Origin of the sequence: Bradyrhizobium sp. (genome assembly GCF_004799405.1) — a bacterium.
Lineage (GTDB): Bacteria > Pseudomonadota > Alphaproteobacteria > Rhizobiales > Xanthobacteraceae > Bradyrhizobium.
Window position 1 is genome coordinate 72423 of the sequence record NZ_SSMW01000011.1, and the last position, 24145, is coordinate 96567.

At 64.9% G+C, this 24145-nt stretch carries 19 protein-coding genes and 1 pseudogene; 1 reads left to right on the forward strand and 19 read right to left on the reverse strand.

What is annotated here, in order from left to right; translation table 11 throughout:
* From recN to rsmH, 19 genes and pseudogenes are all read right to left on the reverse strand, one after another.
* A complete protein-coding gene (gene recN, locus E7813_RS02885) occupies nucleotides 1-1674 on the reverse strand; it encodes a DNA repair protein RecN (protein ID WP_291570665.1) in 1674 nt (557 codons plus the stop codon).
* Nucleotides 1675-1686: 12 nt separating this feature from the next.
* A complete protein-coding gene (locus E7813_RS02890; protein ID WP_291570700.1) occupies nucleotides 1687-2580 on the reverse strand; it encodes an outer membrane protein assembly factor BamD in 894 nt (297 codons plus the stop codon).
* 314 nt (nucleotides 2581-2894) lie between these two features.
* Nucleotides 2895-3854: a UDP-3-O-acyl-N-acetylglucosamine deacetylase gene (gene lpxC / locus E7813_RS02895; protein ID WP_291570667.1), complete on the reverse strand. Its 960-nt coding sequence runs from the start codon at nucleotides 3852-3854 to the stop codon at nucleotides 2895-2897.
* A gap of 354 nt (nucleotides 3855-4208) precedes the next feature.
* Complete coding sequence (gene ftsZ / locus E7813_RS02900; protein ID WP_291570669.1) at nucleotides 4209-5987, reverse strand: cell division protein FtsZ; 1779 nt, start codon at nucleotides 5985-5987, stop codon at nucleotides 4209-4211.
* Between the two features lie 87 nt (nucleotides 5988-6074).
* On the reverse strand, nucleotides 6075-7397 hold the full coding sequence (gene ftsA / locus E7813_RS02905; RefSeq protein ID WP_291570671.1) for a cell division protein FtsA: 1323 nt from the start codon (nucleotides 7395-7397) through the stop codon (nucleotides 6075-6077).
* Nucleotides 7394-8377 (reverse strand): FtsQ-type POTRA domain-containing protein, encoded by a 984-nt coding sequence (locus E7813_RS02910; RefSeq protein WP_291570673.1) that lies wholly within the window; start codon nucleotides 8375-8377, stop codon nucleotides 7394-7396. The genes ftsA and E7813_RS02910 overlap by 4 nt, the downstream gene beginning before the upstream one ends.
* A pseudogene (locus E7813_RS02915) lies at nucleotides 8344-8571 on the reverse strand (D-alanine--D-alanine ligase); the annotation flags it as partial. The gene E7813_RS02910 and the pseudogene E7813_RS02915, both read right to left, overlap by 34 nt.
* Nucleotides 8572-8668: 97 nt before the next feature.
* Nucleotides 8669-9655 carry a D-alanine--D-alanine ligase gene (locus tag E7813_RS02920; RefSeq protein ID WP_291570675.1) on the reverse strand — a complete coding sequence of 329 codons (987 nt, stop codon included), beginning with the start codon at nucleotides 9653-9655 and terminating at the stop codon, nucleotides 8669-8671.
* Nucleotides 9655-10578 carry a UDP-N-acetylmuramate dehydrogenase gene (gene murB / locus E7813_RS02925; RefSeq protein WP_291570702.1) on the reverse strand — a complete coding sequence of 308 codons (924 nt, stop codon included), beginning with the start codon at nucleotides 10576-10578 and terminating at the stop codon, nucleotides 9655-9657. The genes E7813_RS02920 and murB overlap by 1 nt, the downstream gene beginning before the upstream one ends.
* 80 nt (nucleotides 10579-10658) lie before the next feature.
* Nucleotides 10659-12062 carry a UDP-N-acetylmuramate--L-alanine ligase gene (gene murC / locus E7813_RS02930; RefSeq protein ID WP_291570677.1) on the reverse strand — a complete coding sequence of 468 codons (1404 nt, stop codon included), beginning with the start codon at nucleotides 12060-12062 and terminating at the stop codon, nucleotides 10659-10661.
* Between the two features lie 110 nt (nucleotides 12063-12172).
* On the reverse strand, nucleotides 12173-13303 hold the full coding sequence (gene murG, locus E7813_RS02935) for an undecaprenyldiphospho-muramoylpentapeptide beta-N-acetylglucosaminyltransferase (protein WP_291570680.1): 1131 nt from the start codon (nucleotides 13301-13303) through the stop codon (nucleotides 12173-12175).
* A gap of 111 nt (nucleotides 13304-13414) precedes the next feature.
* On the reverse strand, nucleotides 13415-14566 hold the full coding sequence (gene ftsW / locus E7813_RS02940; RefSeq protein WP_291570682.1) for a putative lipid II flippase FtsW: 1152 nt from the start codon (nucleotides 14564-14566) through the stop codon (nucleotides 13415-13417).
* 143 nt (nucleotides 14567-14709) lie between these two features.
* Nucleotides 14710-16110 carry a UDP-N-acetylmuramoyl-L-alanine--D-glutamate ligase gene (murD, locus tag E7813_RS02945; protein ID WP_291570683.1) on the reverse strand — a complete coding sequence of 467 codons (1401 nt, stop codon included), beginning with the start codon at nucleotides 16108-16110 and terminating at the stop codon, nucleotides 14710-14712.
* A gap of 4 nt (nucleotides 16111-16114) precedes the next feature.
* A complete protein-coding gene (gene mraY / locus E7813_RS02950) occupies nucleotides 16115-17218 on the reverse strand; it encodes a phospho-N-acetylmuramoyl-pentapeptide-transferase (protein ID WP_291570685.1) in 1104 nt (367 codons plus the stop codon).
* Nucleotides 17219-17227: 9 nt separating this feature from the next.
* The gene (locus tag E7813_RS02955; protein ID WP_291570687.1) at nucleotides 17228-18667 is read right to left on the reverse strand and encodes a UDP-N-acetylmuramoylalanyl-D-glutamyl-2,6-diaminopimelate--D-alanyl-D-alanine ligase; all 1440 of its coding nucleotides are present in this window, start codon (nucleotides 18665-18667) and stop codon (nucleotides 17228-17230) included.
* Nucleotides 18664-20121: a UDP-N-acetylmuramoyl-L-alanyl-D-glutamate--2,6-diaminopimelate ligase gene (locus E7813_RS02960; RefSeq protein WP_291570689.1), complete on the reverse strand. Its 1458-nt coding sequence runs from the start codon at nucleotides 20119-20121 to the stop codon at nucleotides 18664-18666. The genes E7813_RS02955 and E7813_RS02960 overlap by 4 nt, the downstream gene beginning before the upstream one ends.
* Before the next feature lie 34 nt (nucleotides 20122-20155).
* Nucleotides 20156-21904, reverse strand: coding sequence for a penicillin-binding protein 2 (locus E7813_RS02965; protein ID WP_291570691.1), 1749 nt, complete (start codon nucleotides 21902-21904; stop codon nucleotides 20156-20158).
* Nucleotides 21901-22281 carry a hypothetical protein gene (locus E7813_RS02970; RefSeq protein ID WP_291570693.1) on the reverse strand — a complete coding sequence of 127 codons (381 nt, stop codon included), beginning with the start codon at nucleotides 22279-22281 and terminating at the stop codon, nucleotides 21901-21903. The genes E7813_RS02965 and E7813_RS02970 overlap by 4 nt, the downstream gene beginning before the upstream one ends.
* Before the next feature lie 2 nt (nucleotides 22282-22283).
* Entirely contained in the window at nucleotides 22284-23279 is a 996-nt protein-coding gene (gene rsmH, locus E7813_RS02975) for a 16S rRNA (cytosine(1402)-N(4))-methyltransferase RsmH (protein ID WP_291570695.1), read from the reverse strand.
* A 514-nt stretch (nucleotides 23280-23793) separates the two neighbouring features.
* Between rsmH and E7813_RS02980 the strand changes: the two genes are divergently transcribed.
* The coding region (locus E7813_RS02980) for an N-acetylmuramoyl-L-alanine amidase (protein WP_291570696.1) at nucleotides 23794-24145 on the forward strand (352 nt) is incomplete at its 3' end.

Here is a 24145-nt window from a genome sequence, read left to right on the forward strand (position 1 = left end):
TTACGCCGTGGCCGCGCGCAACAGCCGCTCCGCCGCAGCCCTTGCTTCGGCCGTGATCTCGGCGCCCGCCAGCATGCGGGCGATTTCCTCGCGGCGGTGGTCGGCGGCAAGCGCGTTGACCCGGGTGACGACGCGCTTGCCCTTGTCGAGCGCGTCCTTTGAAATTAGGAGATGCTGGTTGGCGCGCGCGGCGACCTGGGGCGCATGCGTCACCGCCATCACCTGCACCTTGCCCGCGAGCCGCGCCAGCCGGGCGCCGATCGCATCGGCCACCGCGCCGCCGACCCCGGTATCGATTTCGTCGAATACCAGGGTGGGCGCCGAACCGCGATCCGACAGCACGACCTTCAACGCCAGCAGGAACCGCGACAGTTCGCCGCCGGAAGCGACCTTCATCAGGGGGCCGGGCCGGGTGCCGGGATTGGTCTGGACCCAGAACTCGATGCGATCGAAACCCTGCGGGCCCGGCGATTGCGCGTCGGATTCAAGTTGCGTCGTAAAGGTTGCGCGCTCCAGCTTCAGCGGCGCCAGTTCGGCATTGACCGCCTTGTCGAGCTTTTGTGCCGACTTTGACCGCGCCGCGGAGAGCCTGGTTGCAGCGGCGCCATAGCGCATGTCCGCTTCCCTCGCCGCCGCCTCCAGCTTCTTCAACTGGTCCGCGCCGGCATCGATCAGCGCGACATCGGCGGCATATTTCGAAGCCAGCGCTGCAAGGCCATCAACAGGCGTCGAGTATTTCCGCGCCGCAGCGCGCAGCGCGAACAGCCGCTCCTCGATGCGTTCAAGCTCGCCGGGATCGAAGTCCGCCGCGACTAGCGCTGCGGCGAGGTGCTGTTCGGCTTCCTCCAGCGCGTTGATAGCGGCATCGATCGCCTTTACCGCAGGCTCGACCAGCGCCGGCGCATTTGCGGCCCGGCGTTCCAGCCGGCGTACCGCCGCCGACAGCGCCGGAACCGGCGAATGATTGCCGCCGACGGCGTCCTGAGCCTCGCGCAGATCGGCCGCGATTTTCTCGCCCTGCATCATCGCGGTGCGGCGTTCGGCGAGCGCGGTTTCCTCGCCGTCCTTCGGCGCGAGCTTCCTCAACTCATCGGCGGCGTGGCGCAGATAGTCCGCCTCCCGCGCGGCGCGTTCCATGCCGGCGCGGTGTTCGTCGAGCACGCCATGCGCGGCGCGCCTTGCGTCCCAAAGCTGCTCCAGGCCTGCGACGTCCTTCTCAAGACCGGCGAACGCGTCGAGCAGCCGGCGGTGGGTCGAGGCATCGACCAGCGCGCGCTCGTCATGCTGGCCGTGAATCTCGACCAGCGCCGAGCCGACCGCCTTCAGGGTCTGCACGCTGATCGCCTGATCGTTGATGAAGGCGCGGGTGCGGCCATCGGCAAGCTGCACCCGGCGCAGGATCATCTCACCGGTGTCGTCGAGCCCGTTGTCGCTGAGGATCGCCGAGGCCGGATGGCCCTTCGGCACGTCGAAAACAGCGGTCACCTGCCCCTGCTCGACGCCGTGCCGGACCAAGCCGGCATCGCCGCGGCCGCCGAGCGCCAAAGCGAACGCATCGAGAAGGATGGATTTGCCGGCGCCGGTTTCGCCGGTCAACACCGCAAGGCCACAGGAAAACTCGATATCGAGCCGTTCGATCAGGACGATGTCACGGATCGAAAGACGCGCCAGCATGCGAGACGATTCCTAACCGAGACCGATTTTCTTGAAGGCCCTGGAGATATAGGAACCGGTGTTCTCGCTCGGCTCGAGACCGCCGGACTTTACAAGATTATAGGCGTCCTTGTACCAGCGGCTGTCAGGAAAATTATGCCCGAGCACGGCAGCGGCGGTCTGCGCCTCGCTGACGATACCGATCGCCATATAGGCCTCGGTCAGCCGGGCCAGCGCTTCCTCGACATGCCGGGTGGTCTGATACTGGGTCACCACGGTCTTGAAACGGTTGATCGCGGCGGTGTAGTCGCGCTTTTGCATGTAATAGCGGCCGATATTCATCTCGCGGCCCGCGAGCTGGTCGCGCGCGCCTTCGAGCTTGGCCTTGGCGCTGTTGGCATATTCCGACGTCGGATATTTGCGGACCACTTCTTCCAGCGCGGCGATCGCCTTCTCGGTGCGGCCCTGATCGCGGGAGGTGTCCGGTATTTGATCGTAATGCGAGGCCGCGATGAGATATTGGGCGTAGGCGGCGTCGGGGCTGCCGGGGTGCAGGGTAACGTAACGGGTCGCGGCGCCGATGCAGCTATCATAGTCGCCGGCGTTGTAAAAGGCGTAGGCCGACATCAGCAGCGACTTGCGCGCCCAGTCGGAATAAGGATGCTGGCGGTCGACTTCCTCGAACTTCTTGGAGGCCGCCTTCGGATCCTGTTTTTGATTCATCAGGTACAAGCCCTCATTGTAGAGCTTGTCCGCGGGCTCCTCGACGAAGGTATCGTCCTTGGCGAAGAACTTGTCCCACAACGCGCCGGTGCCGCATCCGCCCAGGGGAATCGCCAGCACGGCGAGAGCCACGGCCAGACGCAACTGCCGGCCAACCCGGCTGCCACCAGCGTCGGCCGATGGTTTGGTCAGTTCAAGCGTCATACGCGGTGCCGACATGAGTTAAGACCTGACGCTTGTGAAGGAGTGTCCGCCGCAACATCCCGGAAGCGGCCATCAAGGTAAATGCTGCCGTGCCCGTAGCCTGTTGTCCTGCCGCGGGCCTGTTTATCCGAAAAACATCCGTTAACCAACCGAATACGCAGGCATTTCGCCCGGATTAAGGCGGCTGGAATGGATTGCGGCCGATCATGGTTAGCGCGGTAAATCGGTGACCAAGTGGGGACCGGCGATGCTGGAACGAGGTTCGGGAACCCGCGAGATGTCGAAAAGACAGTCGAAAACGTCGAAAAGAACGCTCAGGAAACGTCGGGACCGTAAGCCGGGGCGACCATGCCGCCCACCATCCCGCTTCCGACTTCGGCGTAACCGCGCGACCGGCGCGCCGTCTCGGCCTCTACCACCCGCCAGGCGCTGCGATCAGCCATCAGGGCGATCAGCACCGCATGGTTGAGCTTGTGGCCGCCGCGCACCGAGCGATAGGCGCCGAGCAGGGGCAGGCCCGCCAGCGCGAGATCGCCGATAACGTCGAGAACTTTATGGCGCACGCATTCGTCGGTGTAGCGCAGCCCCTCGGTGTTGAGCAGGCGGGTTTCGTCGAACACCACCGAATTCTCGAACGACGCTCCCAGCGCAAAACCGGCGCTCCAGAGCCGCGCGACATCATTCATGCAGCCAAAGGTCCGGGCGCGGCAAATCTCGCGGCGGAAGCGTTCGGGGCTGAGATCGAGCACATAGTCCTGACGGCCGATCACCGGATTGGTGAAGTCGATTTCGACCTGGGCGCGGAAGCCAGCCGCATGGGGCCGCAACTCACCGAACGAATCGCCCATCGCGACCTGCACCGGCCTCAGCACCTGGATGAAGCGGCGCGTCGCCGACTGCGTGAAAATACCGGCCTGATCGATCGCGGCGACGAAAGCCGCGGCGCTGCCGTCCATGATCGGAACTTCCGGGCCATCGACTTCGATGGTGGCATTGTCGACGCCCATGCCCCGCAAGGCGGCAAGCACATGCTCGGCGGTGGACACCAGTGGCCCTTCACGGTCGCCCAGCACGGTGGCGAATTCGGTGGCGATCACGGCTTGCGCCGTGGCCTGAACTTCACGGTCGCAGCCATCGAGGCCGGTACGGACAAAAATAAAACCTGCATCTACAGGTGCAGGTCCAAGGGTAAGGGTTACGGGTAGACCGGAATGAACGCCGACGCCCGTCACGGCGGCTTGCGACCGAAGCGTTGTCTGCCGGCTAAATTTCATTCGAAGCCCGCCCACTACTGACTTACCGACGAGAACAAACCAACCGAATTGCCCGCGGTGATTCGTCTTTTAGGTATCCCCAAGTCACGGCGGAACATATCACTGCCCCAAAGAGCGCCAACTCACGCTTCTTTACCGATTGTTACCCCATCTCGGCCGTATTCACGCCAAAGGTTAACCAAATTGCGCCATGCATGAGGTCAACCCCCGAGCTGCCATTTCACCATGAAATACATAATTAATCATTTAATATCAGCTGCTTGGTGAATGCGCGGAGATACCGTGAAGCAGCAAAAACAAAGGTCCCGGCTCACCCAGCCGGGACCTTTTCCGTCGCCAGAATTGTAACAAGTTTCAGTTGGCCTTCCGGCGCAGGAAGGCCGGGATATCAAGATGGTCGTCGCCCTGTGGCGTTGATGCAACAGATGCGGGGCGGCCGTGGGCATCCAATCCCTGGGGAGCCGGCCGGCGGGCGTATTCGGATACCGGATCGTGGGCCGCGATCTGCTGCGCGACCGACCGTTGCGGCTTCCGCTCGGGGAGCGGCGGCATCGGCGGCATCGCCGGACCCGAGGCGCGGGCCGAAATCGGCGGCTCGGTCTCTTCGTCGCGGCGGCCGAGGCCGACATTGGCGAGGCGCTGCAGCAGCGACATCCGGGTCTTTTGCGGATGCTCGTCCTCGACTTCGCCGCGGGCCTGCCGGATTTCGGCCTGCGCCGGCATCGGCAGGTCTTCGAATTTCGGCATTCTGGGCGTGCGAACCGGCGGACGCTCCGGGGCTTGCGGGATGAAGGTCTCCGGCGTCACGGGCTGATTCGCCTCGACACGGGCGACATCATGATCCGGGAACAATGACGGTTTCTGCGCAATCGGGCGAACCGTGACGTCGCCATAGGACGCAGGCTGCAACGGGGCTGCCGCTGCCGAGGCCTCCGGGGCGACCGCCGCGGCGATTGCCGCCAGCGCCGCACGTTCGATGCTGCCTGCGCGCGGGGGCGCCGCGGGGGCTGCATGCGCCGCCGGCGCTTCGGCCTTCTGGACGCGCTCGGTAATACGCTGATTGTCGGCGCGCAGCCGTGCCGTCAAGTCGGCCAGGCGGTTGTCGGGCGTGGCCGTCGAAGCCACGGCGTGGGTCAGGGATGGCGTCGCCGCACTGCGCGTGAGTTGCGCCGGTTCGATGCCGGTGGCAACCACGGAAACGCGGATCACGCCATCGAGGGTCTCGTCGAAGGTGGCGCCGACGATAATGTTGGCGTCCTGGTCGACTTCCTCGCGAATCCGGGTTGCAGCTTCGTCGACCTCGAACAGCGTCAGATCCTTGCCGCCGGTGATCGAGATCAACAGGCCGCGGGCGCCCTTCATCGAGGAATCGTCGATCAGCGGATTGGCAATCGCGGCCTCGGCCGCGGTCAATGCACGCTTGTCGCCCGAAGCTTCGCCGGTGCCCATCATCGCCTTGCCCATTTCGCGCATCACGGCGCGAACGTCGGCGAAGTCGAGATTGATCAGGCCTTCCTTGACCATCAGATCGGTGATGCAGGCGACGCCCGAATACAGCACCTGGTCGGCCATCGCAAAGGCGTCGGCGAAGGTGGTCTTTTCATTGGCGACCCGGAACAGGTTCTGGTTCGGAATGATCAGCAGCGTGTCGACCACCTTGTGGAGTTCGACGATGCCGGACTCGGCGGTGCGCATGCGGCGCTGGCCTTCGAAATGGAACGGCTTGGTGACGACGCCGACGGTGAGAATGCCCATGTCGCGCGCGGTCTTGGCTATCACGGGGGCAGCCCCCGTGCCGGTGCCGCCGCCCATGCCGGCGGTGACGAACACCATGTTGGCGCCGGTGAGATGGTCGCGGATTTCGTCGATGACCTCCTGCGCGGCGGCAGCGCCGACATCGGGCTGCGAACCGGCGCCGAGGCCTTGCGTCACCTGCGTGCCCATCTGCACGATGCGCTGCGCCTTGGACATGGTGAGCGCCTGCGCGTCGGTGTTGGCGACGACGAAATCGACACCCTGCAGTCCGGCGGTGATCATGTTGTTGACGGCATTGCCGCCCGCTCCGCCGACGCCGAATACGGTGATCCGCGGCTTCAACTCGCGAATGTCAGGGACGTTGAGATTGATGGTCATGGTTGCCTCTCGATTACGCGCGCGTTGGTTCGCCCCGGCCGACGGCCGCGGGAGTTGGTGAAGTCGAAGGGTTGCGGAAAAGATTCATCAGAAGCCCTCACGAAGCCATTGCCCGACTTTTCCGAAATAACCGTCAGTCCCTGTCCTGAGCTGCCGCGTATGCCGCGGTTCGACGTGTTCAAGATGAGCGTATTGCGGATAGACCAGCAGGCCCGAGGGGACCGCGAACGACGCGCTCTTCGCCTCATTGGGCAGCCGGCCGAAGCCGAGCGGACGGCCGATACGCACCGGCCGGCCGAGAATCTGGCTTGCAAGTTCGGGAACGCCGGTCAGCTGCGAGGCGCCGCCGCTCAAGACAACCCGCGCCCGCGGCTCTGCCGCAAAGGGGGAGTCCGCGAGCCGGTCCCTGACCATTTCAAAAATCTCCTCGGCACGGTGCCGGACGATGCTCGCAATCGTGGCGCGTGAAACGATCTGCGGGGCATCCCGTTGGTTGTCGCCGGCGGTCGGCACGGACATCAACTCACGCGCGTCGGACCCGCCGGTCAGCACCGTGCCATATAACGTCTTGATTCGCTCGGCATCCGCAATGCATGCGCCAAGGCCCCGCGCAAGGTCCATGGTGATGTGGTGCCCGCCGACCGCAAATCCGTCGGCATGCACGAAGCGCCCGCCGGAATAGGTCGCGAGCGTCGTGGTGCCCGCACCCATCTCCACGATGGCCGCGCCGAGATCGGCTTCATCGTCGGTCAGCACCGACAGGCCCGCCACATAGGGGCTTGCCGCCATGGCTTCGACGTTGAGATGACAGCGCTCGACCACCAGCATCAGGTTCCTGGCGACCGTCGCATCCGCGGTGACGACGTTCATGTCGACGCCAAACTTCCGCGCCACCATGCCTTTGGGATCGCGAATACCCTTGACGCCGTCGAGGGCGTAGCCGACCGGCAATGCATGGAGCACGGTGCGGCCCTCGCCGGTGGCGTGATGCATGCCGGTCGAGGTGACGCGGGTGACGTCGGCGGCCGTGACCGCGCCGCCCTTGATATCCGCCGCCGCTTCGACCAATTGGCCCCGCAACCTGCCGCCGGAGACCGACAGCAGGATCGATTCAACCCGGACCTTGGCCATGCGTTCGGCCAGCGCCACCGCGTGACGCACCGCCTGTTCGCATTCGGAAAGATCGACTACTGCGCCGGCCTTGACGCCGCGCGACTGGATCTGGCTGTAGCCGATCAGTTCGACGGCATGGCTGCGTCCGCGCAAGGCCTCGTTCGGCGGGCATGGCTTCAGCCGCGCGATCATGCAGGCGATCTTGCTGGTGCCGATGTCGAGCGACGCCACCAGCGCCGTGCGCTTTTGCGGCATCGGGCGCGTCTTCGGCGTCTGATGGCGATCGAGGCCGGTCATGCGCTGCCGGCTTTCTTCGGTTTCTTGTCCTTGAACTGGTCTTCGCGGGCCTTGGCCGCGTCATCCGACAATTGCACCGTGAGCCGGTCCGGCAGACGCATATCGACGGCGACGATGTCGCGGGAGAACAACCAGTCTTCCTTGTCCAGCCTGCTCAATGTCGCCAGCGCGTTGCCGACGTCGTTTTCCGGCAGCCGGATATCGAGGCCATCCTTGAGCCGCAGGTTCCAGCGGCGCTCGCCGACGAAGACCGCGGCCTTGGTCAGGGCGCGCACCTGCGGATAGCGCGCGAGCAGCGCGAGGAAGTCCCTGGCGCGGGTCTCGGCACCCTTGCCGACCACCAGCGGCAGCGACATGAAACGGCGTGACACGTAAGGCTCAAGCACCGCACCGTCATCGGCGATCACCGACAGGCGGCCATCCTGCTGCCACAGCGCGAACGCCGAACGTTCCGAAATATCGATCTGGAGCTGGCCGGGATAGAGTTTCAGCACCGTCGCCTCGGCGATCCAGGGATTGGCCTTCAGCTTGTCGCGTACCGCAGCGGCATCCAGGAACAACAACGACGAGCGGCCGTTGACGCCGCCGATCGCCAGCACTTCATCCTGGGTCAGTTGCTTGCGGCCATTGATGGCGGTGGTCGTGATGCGAAATCCGGCGGAATTGGCCATAGCGTTTCGGGTGTCGCTCAAGGTCGAGATCAATGCATCGAGGTGACCGCCCTTCACGACCCCGAAGGCGGCGCTCGCAAGCAGCATCAGCACGGTGGCGGCGACACCGAAGCGGTTCGGCAGATAACGCTCAAGCAGCTCGATCAGCCGGTGTGGAGATTGGTCGCGCTCCAGGCGATGCCGGGCGGGCGCGCGATCAAAGCCCAGCCGCTCGCGCAACAATGCGGCCGCGCCAATAGCGGCCGCCTTCAGGTCAGCTTGGGGCCCCGGCGATCTCAGCGATCGAGCGAGGCGTCCTGCACCATCCATTGCACGAGCTCGTCAAATGTTACGCCCGCAAAACTTGCGAGTTCCGGCACACATGACGCCCTGGTCCTCGATGCGGTCGTCGAAGCGGAAATCCGCAACAGCTCACGCCCCCGGCAGCCAGGCGCCACATGCGCCTCCAGCGTTAACCTTCGGACTTCCTGGTAAACAAAGGGTAAAATAGGCGAAGGATGGACGCGATTTGGTCCGCTTTCTGAGTGGTTTACCCTGTAATCGCTGGGATTTTAGCGATTTGGCGGTTCACGTCCCCCGAGCGGGCGGGCTCCCGGCCGGCTATTTCCGCGCGCGTCTTGCCGCGATCTCGATCTGGCCCCGCAGGAAGTCGGGGAATTCGATCCCCTGCGCCTTGAGAGCCTTCGGATAGAGCGAGGCCCTGGTCAGACCCGGCAAGGTATTGGTTTCCAGATAGATCGGTCCTTTTTCCGAGACGATGAAATCGGTCCGGGAATAGCCGCTGCAGGACAAGGCGTGGTGCGCCCTGAGCGCCTGATCCATGATCCGGGCGCTGATTTCGGGTGAAAAGCGCCCAGGGCAAATCTCCTGCGTCGACTTGAGCAGGTATTTGGCGGTGTAGTCGAACCCGCCCTCCGCCGGAACGATCTCGATCGGCGGCAGTGAAAAAACCGAGCCGTCCGGCTGCTCCAGGACACCGCAGGTCGCTTCCACGCCCGAGATGAACGGCTCGATCAGATAGTCCTCGGTCCGGGCCGCGTTGCGCACGGCGGCGAGGTCCTGTTTCGCATTGACAAAGATCAGGCCGTAACTCGATCCGTCGCGCGCCGGCTTGGCGATCAGCTTGCCGTATTCGGCGAACGCGGCCTCGACGTCTTCCAGCGCAATGCCGCCCGGCGCCTCGACGCCCGCGATGGCCGCAAAGCGCTTCGCCGCCACCTTGTCGAAGGCGAGATGCGATGAGGCCGAACCCGAACCGGTGAAGGCAATGCCGCGGATTTCGCACATTGCCTGAAGTTCGCCGTTTTCCGCCCTGCCGCCGTGCAGGCCAAGCACCAGCAGGCGGTCCTCGGCCCTGGCGCTATCGAGCGCCTGCTCGATCCCGACGCCGCGGCCGGGAGGCTTGAACGCAGCCTCGAACGGCCGTGAATGGTCGAGAAGATTCCGGGACGGAACCTGCCGCACGGTGTCATCGACGTCCCAGAACCACAGGTCGGCCTCGGGCAAAGCCAGATGCAGCGCCTGCGCGCTTGCCACCGACACCAGGCGCTCCTTGTTGGTGCCCCCGAAAAGAATGGTAATCCGCATCAGCCTGGCTCGATCCCGATCCGCTTGATTTCCCAGTGTAGCTCAATTCCGGAATTTTCCTTCACCCGCGCGCGCACGGTTTCGCCGAGGGTTTCGATATCATGCCCGGTCGCGCTGCCGGTGTTGATCAGGAAATTGCAGTGCATCTCGGATACCTGCGCGCCGCCGACGCGCAAACCGCGGCAGCCGGCGGCATCGATCAGCTTCCAGGCGCTGTGCCCGGGCGGATTCTGGAAGGTCGAGCCGCCGGTCTTTTCGCGGATCGGCTGCGCGGTCTCGCGATGAGTTTGCACCTCCAGCATCCGCGCGCGGATCGCATCGGGTGCTGCGATCAGCCCGCGAAAGCGCGCCGAGGTAAAAATCATGGAAGCATCGACGCCACTGTTGCGATAGACGAATTTCATGTCGGCGTTGGCGAAGCTGTGCTTGCTGCCATCGCGGCCGATAGCTGTGGCCTCGATCAGGACATCCCTGGTTTCGGCGCCGTTGGCGCCGGCGTTCATGCGCAGGGCGCCGCCGATGGTGCCGGGAATGCCGAAGAAAAATTCCAGGCCGCCGATATTGGCCGCCGCCGCCGTCTCCGCCACCCGTTTGTCGAGCGCCGCAGCGCCCGCCCTGACGATATTGCCATCAGCACCGGTCTCGCCGAAACCGCGCGGACTTAGCCTGATGACCACGCCCGGAATGCCGCCATCACGCACGATCAGGTTGGAGCCGACGCCGACGACATGGACCGGAAGCTCCGGCGGCAGATGCACGAGGAAATAAGCCAGGTCATCTTCATCCGATGGCGTGAACAGCACCTGCGCCGGGCCGCCGACCCGAAACCACGTCAACTCCGCCAGCGACGGGTTCGCCAGCAACCGCCCGCGCAATTGCGGCATCGCGGCTTTAAGATCGGGCGTGATGTCGGCAAAGGTCATGCGAGCGCGCCAAACCATTCTATTTCGTCATGGCCGGGACGAGCCCGGCCATGACGAACTTCCACGTTGCATCAAACCCTTCACCCCAGCGCCTTCAATTCGCCCGGCAGCGCGTAGGCCCATTGCGTGATGTTGCCGGCGCCAAGACAAACCACCAAATCGCCGCTGCTCGTCAGGCCATGAACCACGCCCGCAAGGGCCGCGGCATTCGACAACGGGATCACTTCGCGATGGCCGTGCGCGCGCAAGCCGAGCACGAAGTGGTCGCGATCGATGCCGGCGATCGGCGCCTCGCCGGCGGGATAGACTTCGGCGACGACAACCGCGTCGGCATCGTTAAAGCAGGTGCAGAACTCCTCGAACAGCGATTGCAATCTCGTGAAGCGATGCGGCTGCACCACGGCAACGATCTTGCCATTGGTGGATTCGCGCGCCGCCTTCAGCACCGCCGCGATTTCCACCGGATGGTGACCATAGTCGTCGATCACGGTGACGCCGTTCCATTCGCCGGTTTTGGTGAAGCGCCGCCGCACGCCGCCAAAACCGGCAATCGCCTTGCGGATCGTTGCATCGGGCAGGCCGAGTTCATGCGCCACCGCGATCGCGGCGGTGGCATTGAGCGCGTTGTGCCGTCCCGGCATCGGCAGCACCAGGTCCGCAATCTCGTGCGCGGTGTCGGTCTTGCGGTCGCGGAATGCGACCTTGAAACTGGAGCCGCCGCCCATCGGATTGAGATCGAGCAGCCGCGCGTCGGCTTGCGGATTTTCGCCGTAGGTGACGATGCGGCGATCCTCGATCTTGCCGACGATGGTCTGCACCACCGGATGATCGATGCACATCACCGCGAAACCGTAAAACGGCACGTTCTCGACAAAATTGCGAAACGCGTCCTGCACCGCCTCGAAGGTCTTGAAGTGGTCGAGATGTTCGGGATCGACATTGGTGACGATGGCAATATCGGCCGGCAACTTCAGGAAAGTGCCGTCGCTCTCGTCGGCTTCCACCACCATCCACTCGCCGGCGCCCAGCCGGGCATTGGTGCCGTAGGCGTTGATGATGCCGCCATTGATCACGGTCGGATCGAGATCGCCGGCATCGAGCAACGCCGCCACCATCGAGGTGGTGGTGGTCTTGCCGTGGGTGCCGGCGATCGCGATGCAGCTTTTCAGCCGCATCAGTTCGGCCAGCATTTCGGCGCGGCGCACCACGGGAATGCGTTGTGCGCGCGCCGCCATCAATTCGGGATTGTCGCGCTTGATCGCGGTCGACACCACAAGCACATCGGCGCCGGCGACGTTCTCGGCCTTGTGGCCGACGGTGATAGCGATGCCCTTGTCGCGCAGGCGGCCGACATTGGCGCTCTCGGAAGCGTCGGAGCCCTGCACGGTGTAGCCGAGATTGCACAGCACTTCGGCGATGCCGCTCATCCCGATGCCGCCGATCCCGACGAAATGGATAGGCCCGATCTCGCGCGGCAGTCTCATGGGTTCGTTCTCTGTGTTCTCGTCCTGCCCGGGCTTGTCCCGGCCATCCACGTCTTTCTTTAGCTGATTCATGGAAGACGTGGATGGCCGGAACAAGTCCGGCCATGACGTCATAATACTGAAAATTCGTCGTTTCCGGCTTGAATTCCGGCGGTTTTCATCACCAGATCGGCCAGCCGTTCGGCGGCGTCCAGCCTGCCGACGGTGCGGGCGGCGGCGGCCATCGCGATCAGCCGCGCGGGCTCGGCGGCAAGGGCCGAGATTTCCGCCGCCAGCCGGTCCGGCGTGAACTCGGCTTGCGGAATCCGCAAGCCGCCGCCGGCCTGCGCCAGCACGCCGGCATTGGCGAATTGATCCTGGTCGATCGACCCCGGCAGCGGCACCAGGATCGAAGGGCGGCCGATGGCGCCGAGTTCGGCCACCGTACCGGCGCCGGAACGCGAAACCACCAGATGGTTCGACGCCAGCCGCGCCGGCAGATCGCTGAAGAACGGCGCCAGTTCGACTTTGATTTTAAGCCGGTCATAGACCGCACGCACCCGCGCCATGTCTTCTTCGCGCACCTGCTGGGTGAGAACCAATCTGCTCCACAGCGCCGGCTCCAGCCGCTCGATTGCACCAGGCACGATGTCGGCCATCACGCGGGCGCCCTGGCTGCCGCCGACGACCAGCAAACGCAGCGGCCCGGTCGGTTCGGGCGGGGTGAATTTCACCGCGGCGGCGGCGAGGACCGCCGGACGCAGCGGCGTGCCGACGGTGGTCGTCCTGGCCGAAAGCTGCGGATCGCGATCGAGCACGCCCGGCAGCGAGGTCGCGATCGCGCTGACGCGGCGCGAAAGGAAACGGTTGGCGCGGCCAAGCACCGCATTGGCGTCGTGAATGATGCCGGGGATCCCATAGAGCCGCGCGGCCAATAGCGGCGGCACGGTCGGATAACCGCCGAAACCGACCACGGCCGCCGGCTTCAACCGGCGCATCAGGTTGAGTGCAACGCCGGTGCCCGCGGCGAGCATCAAACCGGTATAGGCCAGCGCCCACGGCGTGCGGCTGCGCACGGTCTCGCTCGGCACCACATCGATCGTGTCCTTGGAGAACAATCCGCTGTAGCGCAGCGCGCGTGAGTCGGTGACCAGACGCACGCGCAGGCCGCGCCTGATCAGTTCAACGCCAAGCGCCTCGGCGGGAAACAAGTGACCGCCGGTGCCGCCTGCGGCCAGCAGGATCAGGGGCGCAGTGTCCATTGGGGCAATCTTCAGACCAATTACCGTCATTGCGAGCGAAGCAATCCTTGGAGCAGCAAGCAACGCTGGATTGCTTCGCTGTGCCCGCAATGACGAAAAACGATCGCAAAATCAAGCGTAGCTGCGCACCGCGTTGGCGTCGCCAATCGATTCCATCTCGGTGCGCGGCCGGTGCCGTGTCAGCGCCAGCATCATGCCGACGCCGTACGCCAGCGAGATGATCGACGAACCGCCATAGGAGATGAACGGCAGCGTCATGCCCTTGGCCGGTATCAGTTGCAGGTTGACCGACATGTTGATCGCGGCCTGCACACCGAACAAAATCGCAAGGCCCGAGGCGGCAAACCGCGAGAACATATCCTCGGTGGCGTAGGCGCGCGACAGGGCGCGGATCACGATAAAGCCGAACAATGCCAGCAGCGCGAGGCAAAGGATGATCCCGAATTCCTCCGCCGCCACCGCGAACACAAAGTCGGTGTGGCTGTCCGGCAGGCTGCGCTTGGCGATGCCTTCACCCGGCCCGAGCCCGAACCAGCCGCCGTTGGAAAATGCCTCCATGGCGGTATCGACCTGAAAGGTGTCTCCCGAGGCGGGGTTCATGAAGCGCTTGATGCGGCCGGCGACGTGCGGGACCAGAAGATAGGCCCCGAACAACCCGGCGCTCGCGGCGCCCGCAAGCCCCAACACCCAGATCATTCGCATGCCCGCGATAAAGAACAGGGCGCCCCACACCATCAGGATCAGCATGGTCTGGCCGAAATCCGGCTCCATCACCAGCAACGACACCAGCGTCATCAGCAGCACCAGCGCCATCGTGGTTGCCGGCATTTCCGGCCGCCGGGCGGATTCCGCAAACAGCCACGCGGCCAGCACCACGAAGGCCGGCTTGGCGGATTCAGAGGCCTGGATGTTGATGCCGATCAGGGTGATCCAGCGCCGCGACCCCTTGACCTCGGGACCGATCAGCAGCGTCGCCACGATCAGCACGATCGAGACCGCGAACACGATCAGCGCGGTACGGCGAATCTGGCGCGGCGACAGGAACGACACCCCGATCAGCACGATGAAGGACGGCAGCAGGAACAAAACATGACGATTGAAGAAGTGAAACGGATCGAGCCCGATCCTGGTCGCCACCGGCGGGCTGGCTGCGAGCGACAGGATAATGCCGGCCAGCATCAATGCGACGATCGCCGCCAACTGCAGGCGATCCACGGTCCACCACCATTCGCTGAAGGGGGTGCGTTGTTCACGGGACAGCATGGGCATTCCTGCGCGAAGGTTCGCCCATTGGTCGCCCATGATGGTTTAGGGAAGGTTAACGAAACGCGTAACTTTGGACGGGCCGTGATGCCTGCCAATGCCGAGCCCGCGCGCGGCGGCCTTGAAGGTCGAGCGAGAGCGCCTCACACCACCGGCTTGACGCCCGGCAGCGCGGTGACGAGTTCGCGGAAACGGGCGCCGCGGATTTCGAAATTGCGATACTGGTCGAACGACGCGCAGGCCGGCGACAACAGCACCACGGGCTCGCCTAGCCCCGAAGCTTCAGCGTCACGAGCGGCATTCGCCACCGCGACCTCAAGCGTTTCGCTGATCTCGTGCGGCACGCGATCGCCGAGCGTCGAGGCAAACTCCGTCGCGGCTTCGCCGATCAGATAGGCCTTGCGGATGCGCGGGAAATAATCGGCAAGGCCTGTGATGCCGCCGGCCTTGGGCTTGCCCCCCGCGATCCAGAAAATATCGGTGAACGACGACAGCGCATGCGCCGCGGCATCGGCATTGGTGCCCTTGGAGTCATTGATGAACAGCACCTTGCCGCGGCGGCCGACCTGCTCCATGCGATGCGCCAGGCCGGGAAAGCTGCGCAAGCCGTTTTGCAGGGTGTCCTTGCCGACGCCGAGCGCCAGCGCGCAAGCCGCGGCGCAGGCCGCATTCTGCGCGTTGTGCGCGCCGCGCAGCGAGCCGATGCCGCCGATCATGGCGATCTCGTCGCGGGCGCCGCCGGAGGCGCGAAAGATGATCTCGCGCTCGACATAGATGCCGTCCGGCAGCGGGTTCTTCACCGATATCCGGACCACGCGCCGGCCGGCCCGCTCGATCCGGTCGGCGGTGTCGCGGCTCCAGCCGTCATCGACGCCGACGATCGCGGTGCCCTGCGGCTGCACGCCGGCGACAAGGCGCGCCTTGACGGCGGCATAATGTTCGAGCGTGCCATGGCGATCGATGTGGTCTTCGCTGACATTGAGCAGGATGCCGACGCTGGGATCGAGCGACGGCGCGAGGTCGATCTGATATGACGACATCTCGATGACGTGAACCCGTCCTTTGCGCGGCGGCTGCAGCGACAAGATTGCCGTTCCGATATTGCCGCCCATCTGGGTGTCGTAGCCGGCCACCCGCATCAGGTGCGCGATCAGGGCGGTGGTGGTCGATTTGCCGTTGGTGCCGGTGATGGCGACGAACGGCGCATCCGGCGCATGACGCCGCCGCTCCCGGCAGAACAATTCAATGTCGCCGATTATCTCGATGCCGGCCTGCTGTGCCGCCAGCACGATCCAATGCGGCGCCGGATGGGTCAGCGGCGCGCCGGGCGTCAGCACCAGCGCCGCGAAATTCGCCCACGACACTTTTCGCAAATCCGCCGTGACGAATCCCGCCCGCGCCGCTTCAGCGAGCTTTTCGGCGCCATCGTCACTGGCGATCACCTGCGCCCCGCCCGCCTTCAGGGCGTGACAGCTCGCCAGCCCGGATCCGCCCAGGCCGAACACCGCAACCGTCTTGCCCGCAAATGAGGTGACGGGGATCAAGCGATCACCGCAGTTTCAGCGTGGAGAGGCCGGCCAGCGCCAGCATCACCGAGATGATCCAGAACCGGATCACGATCTGCGGCTCGGTCCAGCCCTTCTGCTCGAAATGATGATGCAGCGGCGCCATCCGGAACACGCGCTTGCCGGTCAGCTTGAACGACACCACCTGCACGATCACCGAGACTGCTTCCAGCACGAACAGCCCGCCGATCACGCCGAGCACGATCTCGTGCTTCACCGCAACCGCGATCGAGCCGAGCATGCCGCCGAGCGCGAGCGAACCGGTGTCGCCCATGAAGATCGACGCCGGCGGCGCGTTGAACCACAGGAATCCGAGCCCCGCGCCCAGTACCGCGCCGCACAGTACCGCGAGTTCGCCGGTGCCGGCGACGTAGTTGATCTGCAGATAGTCGGAGAATACCGCGTTGCCGACCAGATAGGCGATCATGCCGAAGCTCGCCGACGCGATCATGACCGGGACGATGGCGAGTCCATCGAGGCCGTCGGTCAGGTTGACCGAGTTGCCGGCGCCGACAATGATGAAGGCGCCGAAGATCAGGAAGTACCAGCCGAAATTCAGCACCACCTCCTTGAAGAACGGAATCACCAGCGAGGTCGAGAACGGCTCGCGCCCGAGCCGGGCCAGCGCGTAGCATGCAGCGAGTGCGATCAGCGTTTCGATCGCGAGCCGGATGCGGCCGGCGAAGCCGCTGTGGCTCTGCTTGGTCACTTTCAGGTAATCGTCGTAGAAGCCGACGAAGCCGAAGCCGAGTGTCACCGCCAGCACGATCCAGACATAGGGGTTGAGCGGATTGGCCCACAGCAGCGTCGAGACCACGAGGCCCGAAAGAATCATCAGCCCGCCCATCGTGGGCGTGCCGATCTTAACGAGATGCGATTGCGGGCCGTCGGTGCGGATCGGCTGTCCCTTGCCCTGGCGAAGCCGGAGGTGGTCGATGATCCAGGGGCCGAACAGGAAGACGAACAACGCCCCGGTCACCATCGCGCCGCCGGTGCGAAAGGTGATGTAGCGAAACACATTCAGAAACGGATGCAGTACGCCGAAACCGGGAACGGTGCTGGAAAGCTCGATCAGCCAGTAAAACATTCAAACCGCCTATACCGCGGCTTCGTCGAGCGCGGCCTTTCCGGGAAAGCGCTTTTCGAGCGCATTGACAATCGTTTTCATCTTCGAGCCGAGCGATCCCTTGACCATGATCGCATCGCCGGCGCGAATTGCGGCGACCGCCTGCGTTTCGAGGATAGCCGCAGTCTGGGCATAGCCGCCCCGTTTGCCGGTGGAAAGAGCGTCCCACAGATTACGCATCAGCGGACCACAACAATATACCAGATCGATGTGGTTGGCCTTGATGGCCTCATTCAGGCCGCGATGCAACGCGGGGCTGGTTGGACCCAATTCGAGCATATCGCCGAGTATGGCGATGCGCCGGCCATGCGGGCCGACCGCGGCTTGGCCGAGCACGTTCAGCGCCGCCGCCATCGACGCCGGATTGGCATTATAGCTTTCATCGATCAGGGTGGCCTCGCCATTGGCAACCTCCAGCGCGCGCCGGCTGCCGCGACCCGCGGCCGGCTCGATCTGCGACAGCGACAGCGCCGCCAGCGCCAGGTCGGCGCCCGCCAGCGACGCCGCGGCCAGCACCGCCAGCGAGTTCATCGCCATGTGTCGGCCAGGCATTCCGAGCTTGTAGGTGACGTCATGGCCCAGAATATTGGCATGCACGGCCGAACAGGCTGAATGCAGCGACACGTCGAGCAGCCGCGCGCCGGACTTCCTGTCGGCGCCGAACGAGACGATGCGTGCGATGCCGAGCTTTTTGGCGCGCCGCTGCAACCGGGCGAATTGTGAATTGTCGCGGTTGAGCACCACCGCGCCGCCGGGCTCGAGCCCTGCGAAAATCTCCGCCTTGGCGTCGGCGATCGCCTCGATGCCGGCAAAGAACTCCAGATGCACCGGCTCGACCGTGGTGATGACGGCGACCTGCGGCCGCACCATCTTGACCAGCGGCTCGATCTCGCCGGCGTGATTCATGCCGATCTCGAAGATCGCGAAACGCGCCGTCGCCGGGCATCGCGCCAGCGACAGCGGCACGCCCCAGTGATTGTTGAACGACGCGCTCGAAGCGTGGGTCTCGCCTTGCGCGCCGAGCACGCGCCGTAGCGCCTCCTTTGTCGAGGTCTTGCCGACCGAACCGGTGACCGCGATCACCTTCGCATCGAGCCGCGCGCGCGCGGCATGCGCCAGTTCGACAAGACCGGCGAGTACGTCGTCCACCACCAACAGCGGCGCATCGGCGGCAAACCTGTCGCGTTGCGCGGCTTGCACCACCGCCAGCGCCGCGCCTGCCTTCAAGGCCGCGGCGACGAAGTCATGGCCGTCATGGACGTCGCCCTTGATCGCGAAATAGGCTTCGCCCGGCGCGACCGTGCGGCTGTCGATCGAAAGGCCCGACACCGTTGGCGGCAGGACGCCCTGGACCTGCGCGCGCATCGCCTGCGCCATCGCCTCCGACGTCCATAACGGCGCCGTGCTCATGCGACCCTCGAGGCGAGTGCGGCCGCCACCGCATCGTGATCGCTGAAGGCAAGCGTGCGGTCGCCGACAATCTGTCCGGTTTCATGGCCCTTGCCGGCGATCAGCAGGGCATCGCCGGGCTGCAGGTCGGCAATCGCGGCCCGGATCGCCTCGGCGCGGTCGCCGATGTCCTTGGCGCCCTTTGCAGCGCTCAAAATCGCCGCGCGGATCGCCGCCGGATTCTCGCTGCGCGGATTATCGTCGGTGACGATGATGCCGTCGGCATTCTCGGTTGCAATCGCGCCCATCAGCGGACGCTTGCCGGCATCGCGATCGCCGCCGGCGCCGAACACCACCACAAGCCTGCGCTTCGCATACGGCCTTAACGCCTGCAGCGCCTTGGCCAGCGCATCCGGCTTGTGCGCGTAGTCGACAAAGATCGGCGCGCCATTGCGTTCGCCGACCCGTTCCAGCCGTCCCCTGGCGCCTTCGAGATGCTCCAGTGCCGCGAACACGGCTTTCGGCGCGCTGCCGGTGCCGATCGCGAGCCCGGCGGAGACGAGCGCATTCTCGATCTGGAATTCGCCGACCAGCGGCAGCCGGACCGCATGCCTGCGCCCGCGATGCTCGAGGGTCAGTTTCTGGGCAAAGCCGTCGATGTCGGCCTCAATCAGCCGAATGCCATTGCCGGCGCCGCCGCCCTTGCGGCCCACCGCGATGACCTTCAAGTTCCGCGCGCGCGCCGCATCGATCACAGCCTGCGAACAGTCGTGATCGGCCGAGATCGCCGCAGCGCCGCCGGCCGCGACCAGATCGAACAACCGCAGCTTGGCGCCGAGATAGTGCGCGACATCCGGATGGTAATCCATGTGGTCGCGGGAAAGATTGGTGAAGCCGCCGGCAGCGATGCGCACCCCGTCCAGCCGAAACTGATCGAGCCCGTGCGATGACGCCTCGAACGCCAGATGGGTGACGCCCTCGCGCGCGATTTCGTCGAGCTGCCGATGCAGCGCGATCGGATCCGGCGTCGTCAGCGATCCGTAGATGGTGCGTTTCGGCGAGACCAGCCCGATGGTGCCGATGCTGGCCGAGGCGTGACCGAGCCGTTGCCAGATCTGCCGCGTGAAAGCAGCGACCGAGGTCTTGCCGCTGGTGCCGGTCACCGCGGCGATGGTAGCGGGCTGCAGCGGATAAAATTTCGCCGCCGCCTGCGCCAGCGCGCGGCGCGGATTTGGCGTGGTCACGAACGGAACCCGAAGACCGCCTTGCGGCGGATGATCGCCCGCGACCGCCGCCGCACCGGATGCAATGGCGGAATCGATGAAGCGCGCGCCATCGGTTTTGCTGCCGGCCAGCGCGAAGAACAAATCGCCCGGCTTGACCGCCCGGCTGTCCACGGCAACGCCGGACACCTCGGCCGCCTCCGCCCGCGGGTCGATCATGGCGTCATCGCTGAACAGGTCGCGAAGTCTCATTATCTTCCAGTCCGGCCGGCGCTGGTATTACGCCTTACTGGGTTGTCCTGGATGCCGCAAGAATAAGGCGGTCGGACGGCGGCAGATCGAAGCGCGGCTCGATCCCCAAAAGCGGTGCAATGCGGGCAATCACCGCGCCGCTGGTCGGCACCGCGTTCCAGCCGGAGGTCATGAACCCGTAGGTTTCCTTCAGCGCCTGCGGCTCGTCCAGCATCACCAGCAACTGGTATTGCGGATTGTCGGCCGGCAGGATCGCGGTGAAGGCCGTCAGCACCCGCTTCCTGGCGTAGCGGCCGTTGACGACCTTTTCGGCGGTACCGGTCTTGCCGCCGATATAATAGCCCTTCACATCGGCCTTGCGCGCCGTGCCGATCTCGGCGTTGAGCCGCATCAGGAACCGCATCTTTTCGCTGGTCTCGGGCTTGATCACCCGCTTCGCCAGCGCCATCGCTTCCTGCTGGCTGCGTTTCATGAAGGTCGGGGGAATCAGCCAGCCGCCGTTGACGAGGGCGTCGATGCCCATCACCGCCTGCAGCGGTGCCACGGCAATACCGTGCCCGAAGGCAATCGTCACCGTGTTCAACTCGCCCCAGTGTTTGGGCACGATCGGCGAGGCGCTCTCGGGCAGTTCGGTGCGCAGCCGATCGAGCTGACCCAGTTTGCGTAGGAACGCCTTGTGCGCCTCGACGCCTTGCGACAACGCAATCCGCGCCGCGCCGACGTTCGACGAGAAGGTGAATACCTCCTTCATGTTGAGCAAGCGGCCCTTCGGCTCGTCGTCATGGATCGTGAACTTGCCGTAATGCAACGGACCGCGCGCGTCCCACAGCGAGTTGAGATCGGACTTGCCGGAATCCAGCGCCATCGCCAGCGTGAAGGCCTTGAAGGTCGATCCCATCTCGTAGACGCCGGTCGTCAGCCGATTGATGCGATCGGGATCGTGCGCCTCTTTCGGGTTGTTGGGATCGAAATCCGGCACCGACACCATGGCGACGATTTCGCCGGTCTTGACGTTGGAGACGAGACCGGAGGCCGCCTTGGCGTGGAATTTCTCCTTGGCCTTGAGGAGTTCGTCGCGCAGCGCGTGCTCGACGCGCAGATCGACCGACAGCTCCACCGGCCGCTGTAGACGGTCGGTGGCAAAGCCGGCGCGATGCAGATCGGCGAGGCCATTGCTGTCGACCCATTTCTCCATCCCGGCGATACCCTGATTGTCGATGTTGACGAGGCCAATCAGATGCGCCACTTCGGCGCCGGTGGGATAAACCCGCTTGTTCTCGCGCAGGAAGCCGATGCCGGGAATGCCGAGGCGGTGAATTTCCTGCTGCTGCAGCGGCGTGATTTCGCGCTTCAGCCAGACGAAGCCTTTTTTGCCCGACAGCCGTTCGCGCACCTCGCCGGTGTCGAGATCCGGCAATGTCGCGGTCAGAAGCTCGATGGCTTCGTCCTTGTCGATGATCCTGCGCGGCTCGCCGAACAGGCTGGGCGCCTTGATGTCGGTGGCGAGCACCTCGCCGTTGCGGTCGGTGATATCCGGCCGGGCGGTGGCGATCGCGTCCTGCGCGGCGGTGCGGCGGGCGCCGTGGCCGTCACCGACGACGGCAAACATCACAAGCCGTCCGCCGATCACCGCATAGATCGCGACGAATGCGACGATCGCAAATCCGACGCGCGCGCGCGCTTTCGCGGAGCGGTTGACGTTGCGGCCGTACAGCAGGCTGCGGATCAGCCGCTGCCGCCACGGTTCCACGGACTTGACGGATGCGCGCGCCTGACCGGTCATCGCCGATCCTCCGGCGCCGGCACCGAACCGGTCACGCTGGGGGCATCGATGGTCTCGATCATGGCGCCGATCGGATCGGGATCGCCCGATTTGGTAAAGTTCGGCGGACGCTCGGGCAGGTTTTTCAGCGAATCATATTGCGTGGCGCTGAGCGGTTTCAGCGCCAGGTGACGCTCGGCGAGGCCCTGCAGCCGCAGCGGCGCATCGAGCTTTGCCCATTCCGAACGCAGTGCGGCGATGGCGTCGCGCTGCTCGCGAATGTCTGCGTGCAGGCGCAGCACGCGCTCGGTGCGCGCGGTGGATTCCATCTTAATCCGGTAGACATAGGCCGCGGCAAACACCAGCACGCCGATCACGAGGAGGTGGATGATCCGCATGGTCAGCCTCCCCCCATCACGTCGGCGAGAACGGGCCAGGCCGGCAATTCGGCGGCGGCATGCGCAGGTGCATCGGTACGCTCCGCCGCGCGCAATTTCGCCGACCGCGCGCGCGGATTGGCTGAAATCTCGTCGTCGCCAGGCGTGACCGGGCGCTTGGTCAGAATTTGGAAACTCGGCGCGACCGGCGCGATATCAGGCAGATGCCGCGAGCCGCCGCCGGCCCTGGCGCGTTCGACCAGGAAATTCTTGACGATGCGGTCTTCCAGCGAATGAAACGACACCACCACCAGCCGGCCGCCGGGTTTCAGGATGCGCTCGGACGCCGACAGCGCCAGATGCAGTTCGTCGAGTTCCTGGTTGACGAAGATCCGGAGACCCTGGAACGTCCGGGTCGCGGGATGAATTTCGCCGGGCTTCGAGCGCACCACCTTGGAGACGATATCGGCCAGTGCGCGCGTGGTCGCGACCGGTGCATGCTTGCGCGCCGCGACGATGGCGCGCGCGACACTTCGCGAATACCGCTCTTCGCCGAAGATGTAGATGATGTTGGCGAGATCGGCCTCGGAAGCCCGGGCGACCACATCCGCCGCGGTCGGACCATCATGGCCCATCCGCATGTCGAGCGGACCGTTGCTGCGAAACGAGAAGCCGCGCTCGGCGTCGTCGAGTTGCATCGACGACACCCCGACATCCATCACGACGCCGTCGACGGCGTCGACACCCTGCGCGGCGCAAATTTCGGCGAGATTGGAAAACCGGTCTTCGACCAGGGTCAGCCGGCCGCCCGATCGGTCGACCAGACCGAACCCGCCGGCAATCGCCGTGCGGTCGCGATCGATTCCGATGACGCGGGTTCCGGCGACCGCAAGAATGGCCCGGCTGTAGCCGCCGGCCCCAAAGGTGGCGTCGACATAGATGCCGCCGTCACGCGGGCCAAGCATCGCCACGGCCTCAGCGCCGAGGACGGGAACATGACGGCTACCGGACGAACTCACGCCCCGGCTCCGGATCCGGCCGGGGTCAAGTTGTGGAAACGGGACGCGAACGAGTCCATTGCGCCTCAAACATACGCGCTTAGCCGGGCTTTTCGCCGCAAAAAGCCCCGGTAAGGCACGATTGCCGCTCCGGTGCGGCCCAAATCGCATACCCTGATTTCCCGACGGGATTTGGTGGGCTGCCATGGGATTTCGAGCGTCAATAGGGCCTCGGCCGCCCCCACACCGGTTCGGCTCTTCACCACTCAGTAACGGCGGTTAGCGTTAAGAAAGCGTTGAAGGTTTAAGAGGATTTTAGGGATCGACCGGACCACCGGACGGCCCCTCCCCGGCACGAATTTTCTCCAACAGGCGCGACGTTCGCCGGCGCAGTGATGCTCCCCGCACACACTCGCCGAAAATGCGAAGCGAGGGCCGGCTGCCGCATTGCGCGGACGGCATCGGATAAGGAATAGTGCTGAAGTGTGTTTTGAAACGCACTATTGCCGTTCTCCTGCCCGGTTTGAGTTGTCGTATGCCGCTCGGTTCGTTTGCGCCTGTTGGAATTGATTCGAGGCTCCGGCGCGCCGCTCCGCTCCCCAGGGCCAATGCGAATATGAAGACGTTCACTCCGGATTCCTCGATCGCCTCCGATGTCATCCCGTCGCCGAACTATGGCGACCGGAACAAGGCCCGTCTGCCCGACATGATCGTGCTGCACTACACCGGGATGCCTGACGTGGAAGGCGCCATCGCGCAGCTATGCACGGCGGGCACCGATGTTTCGGCGCATTACATCGTGCTGGAAGACGGCCGCATCGTGCAATGCGTCCCGGAGTCCAAGCGCGCCTGGCATGCCGGCGTGGCGTCCTGGGCCGGCGAGGAAG

Excerpts from the sequence above, each read along its gene's own strand:
- recN (WP_291570665.1), bottom strand. The coding sequence starts at position 1,674 with ATGCTGGCGCGTCTTTCGATCCGTGACATCGTCCTGATCGAACGGCTC.
- E7813_RS02890 (WP_291570700.1), bottom strand. The coding sequence starts at position 2,580 with ATGACGCTTGAACTGACCAAACCATCGGCCGACGCTGGTGGCAGCCGG.
- lpxC (WP_291570667.1), bottom strand. The coding sequence starts at position 3,854 with ATGAAATTTAGCCGGCAGACAACGCTTCGGTCGCAAGCCGCCGTGACG.
- ftsZ (WP_291570669.1), bottom strand. The coding sequence starts at position 5,987 with ATGACCATCAATCTCAACGTCCCTGACATTCGCGAGTTGAAGCCGCGG.
- ftsA (WP_291570671.1), bottom strand. The coding sequence starts at position 7,397 with ATGACCGGCCTCGATCGCCATCAGACGCCGAAGACGCGCCCGATGCCG.
- E7813_RS02910 (WP_291570673.1), bottom strand. The coding sequence starts at position 8,377 with ATGGATGGTGCAGGACGCCTCGCTCGATCGCTGAGATCGCCGGGGCCC.
- E7813_RS02920 (WP_291570675.1), bottom strand. The coding sequence starts at position 9,655 with ATGCGGATTACCATTCTTTTCGGGGGCACCAACAAGGAGCGCCTGGTG.
- murB (WP_291570702.1), bottom strand. The coding sequence starts at position 10,578 with ATGACCTTTGCCGACATCACGCCCGATCTTAAAGCCGCGATGCCGCAA.
- murC (WP_291570677.1), bottom strand. The coding sequence starts at position 12,062 with ATGAGACTGCCGCGCGAGATCGGGCCTATCCATTTCGTCGGGATCGGC.
- murG (WP_291570680.1), bottom strand. The coding sequence starts at position 13,303 with ATGGACACTGCGCCCCTGATCCTGCTGGCCGCAGGCGGCACCGGCGGT.
- ftsW (WP_291570682.1), bottom strand. The coding sequence starts at position 14,566 with ATGCTGTCCCGTGAACAACGCACCCCCTTCAGCGAATGGTGGTGGACC.
- mraY (WP_291570685.1), bottom strand. The coding sequence starts at position 17,218 with ATGTTTTACTGGCTGATCGAGCTTTCCAGCACCGTTCCCGGTTTCGGC.
- E7813_RS02955 (WP_291570687.1), bottom strand. The coding sequence starts at position 18,667 with ATGAGCACGGCGCCGTTATGGACGTCGGAGGCGATGGCGCAGGCGATG.
- E7813_RS02960 (WP_291570689.1), bottom strand. The coding sequence starts at position 20,121 with ATGAGACTTCGCGACCTGTTCAGCGATGACGCCATGATCGACCCGCGG.
- E7813_RS02965 (WP_291570691.1), bottom strand. The coding sequence starts at position 21,904 with ATGACCGGTCAGGCGCGCGCATCCGTCAAGTCCGTGGAACCGTGGCGG.
- E7813_RS02970 (WP_291570693.1), bottom strand. The coding sequence starts at position 22,281 with ATGCGGATCATCCACCTCCTCGTGATCGGCGTGCTGGTGTTTGCCGCG.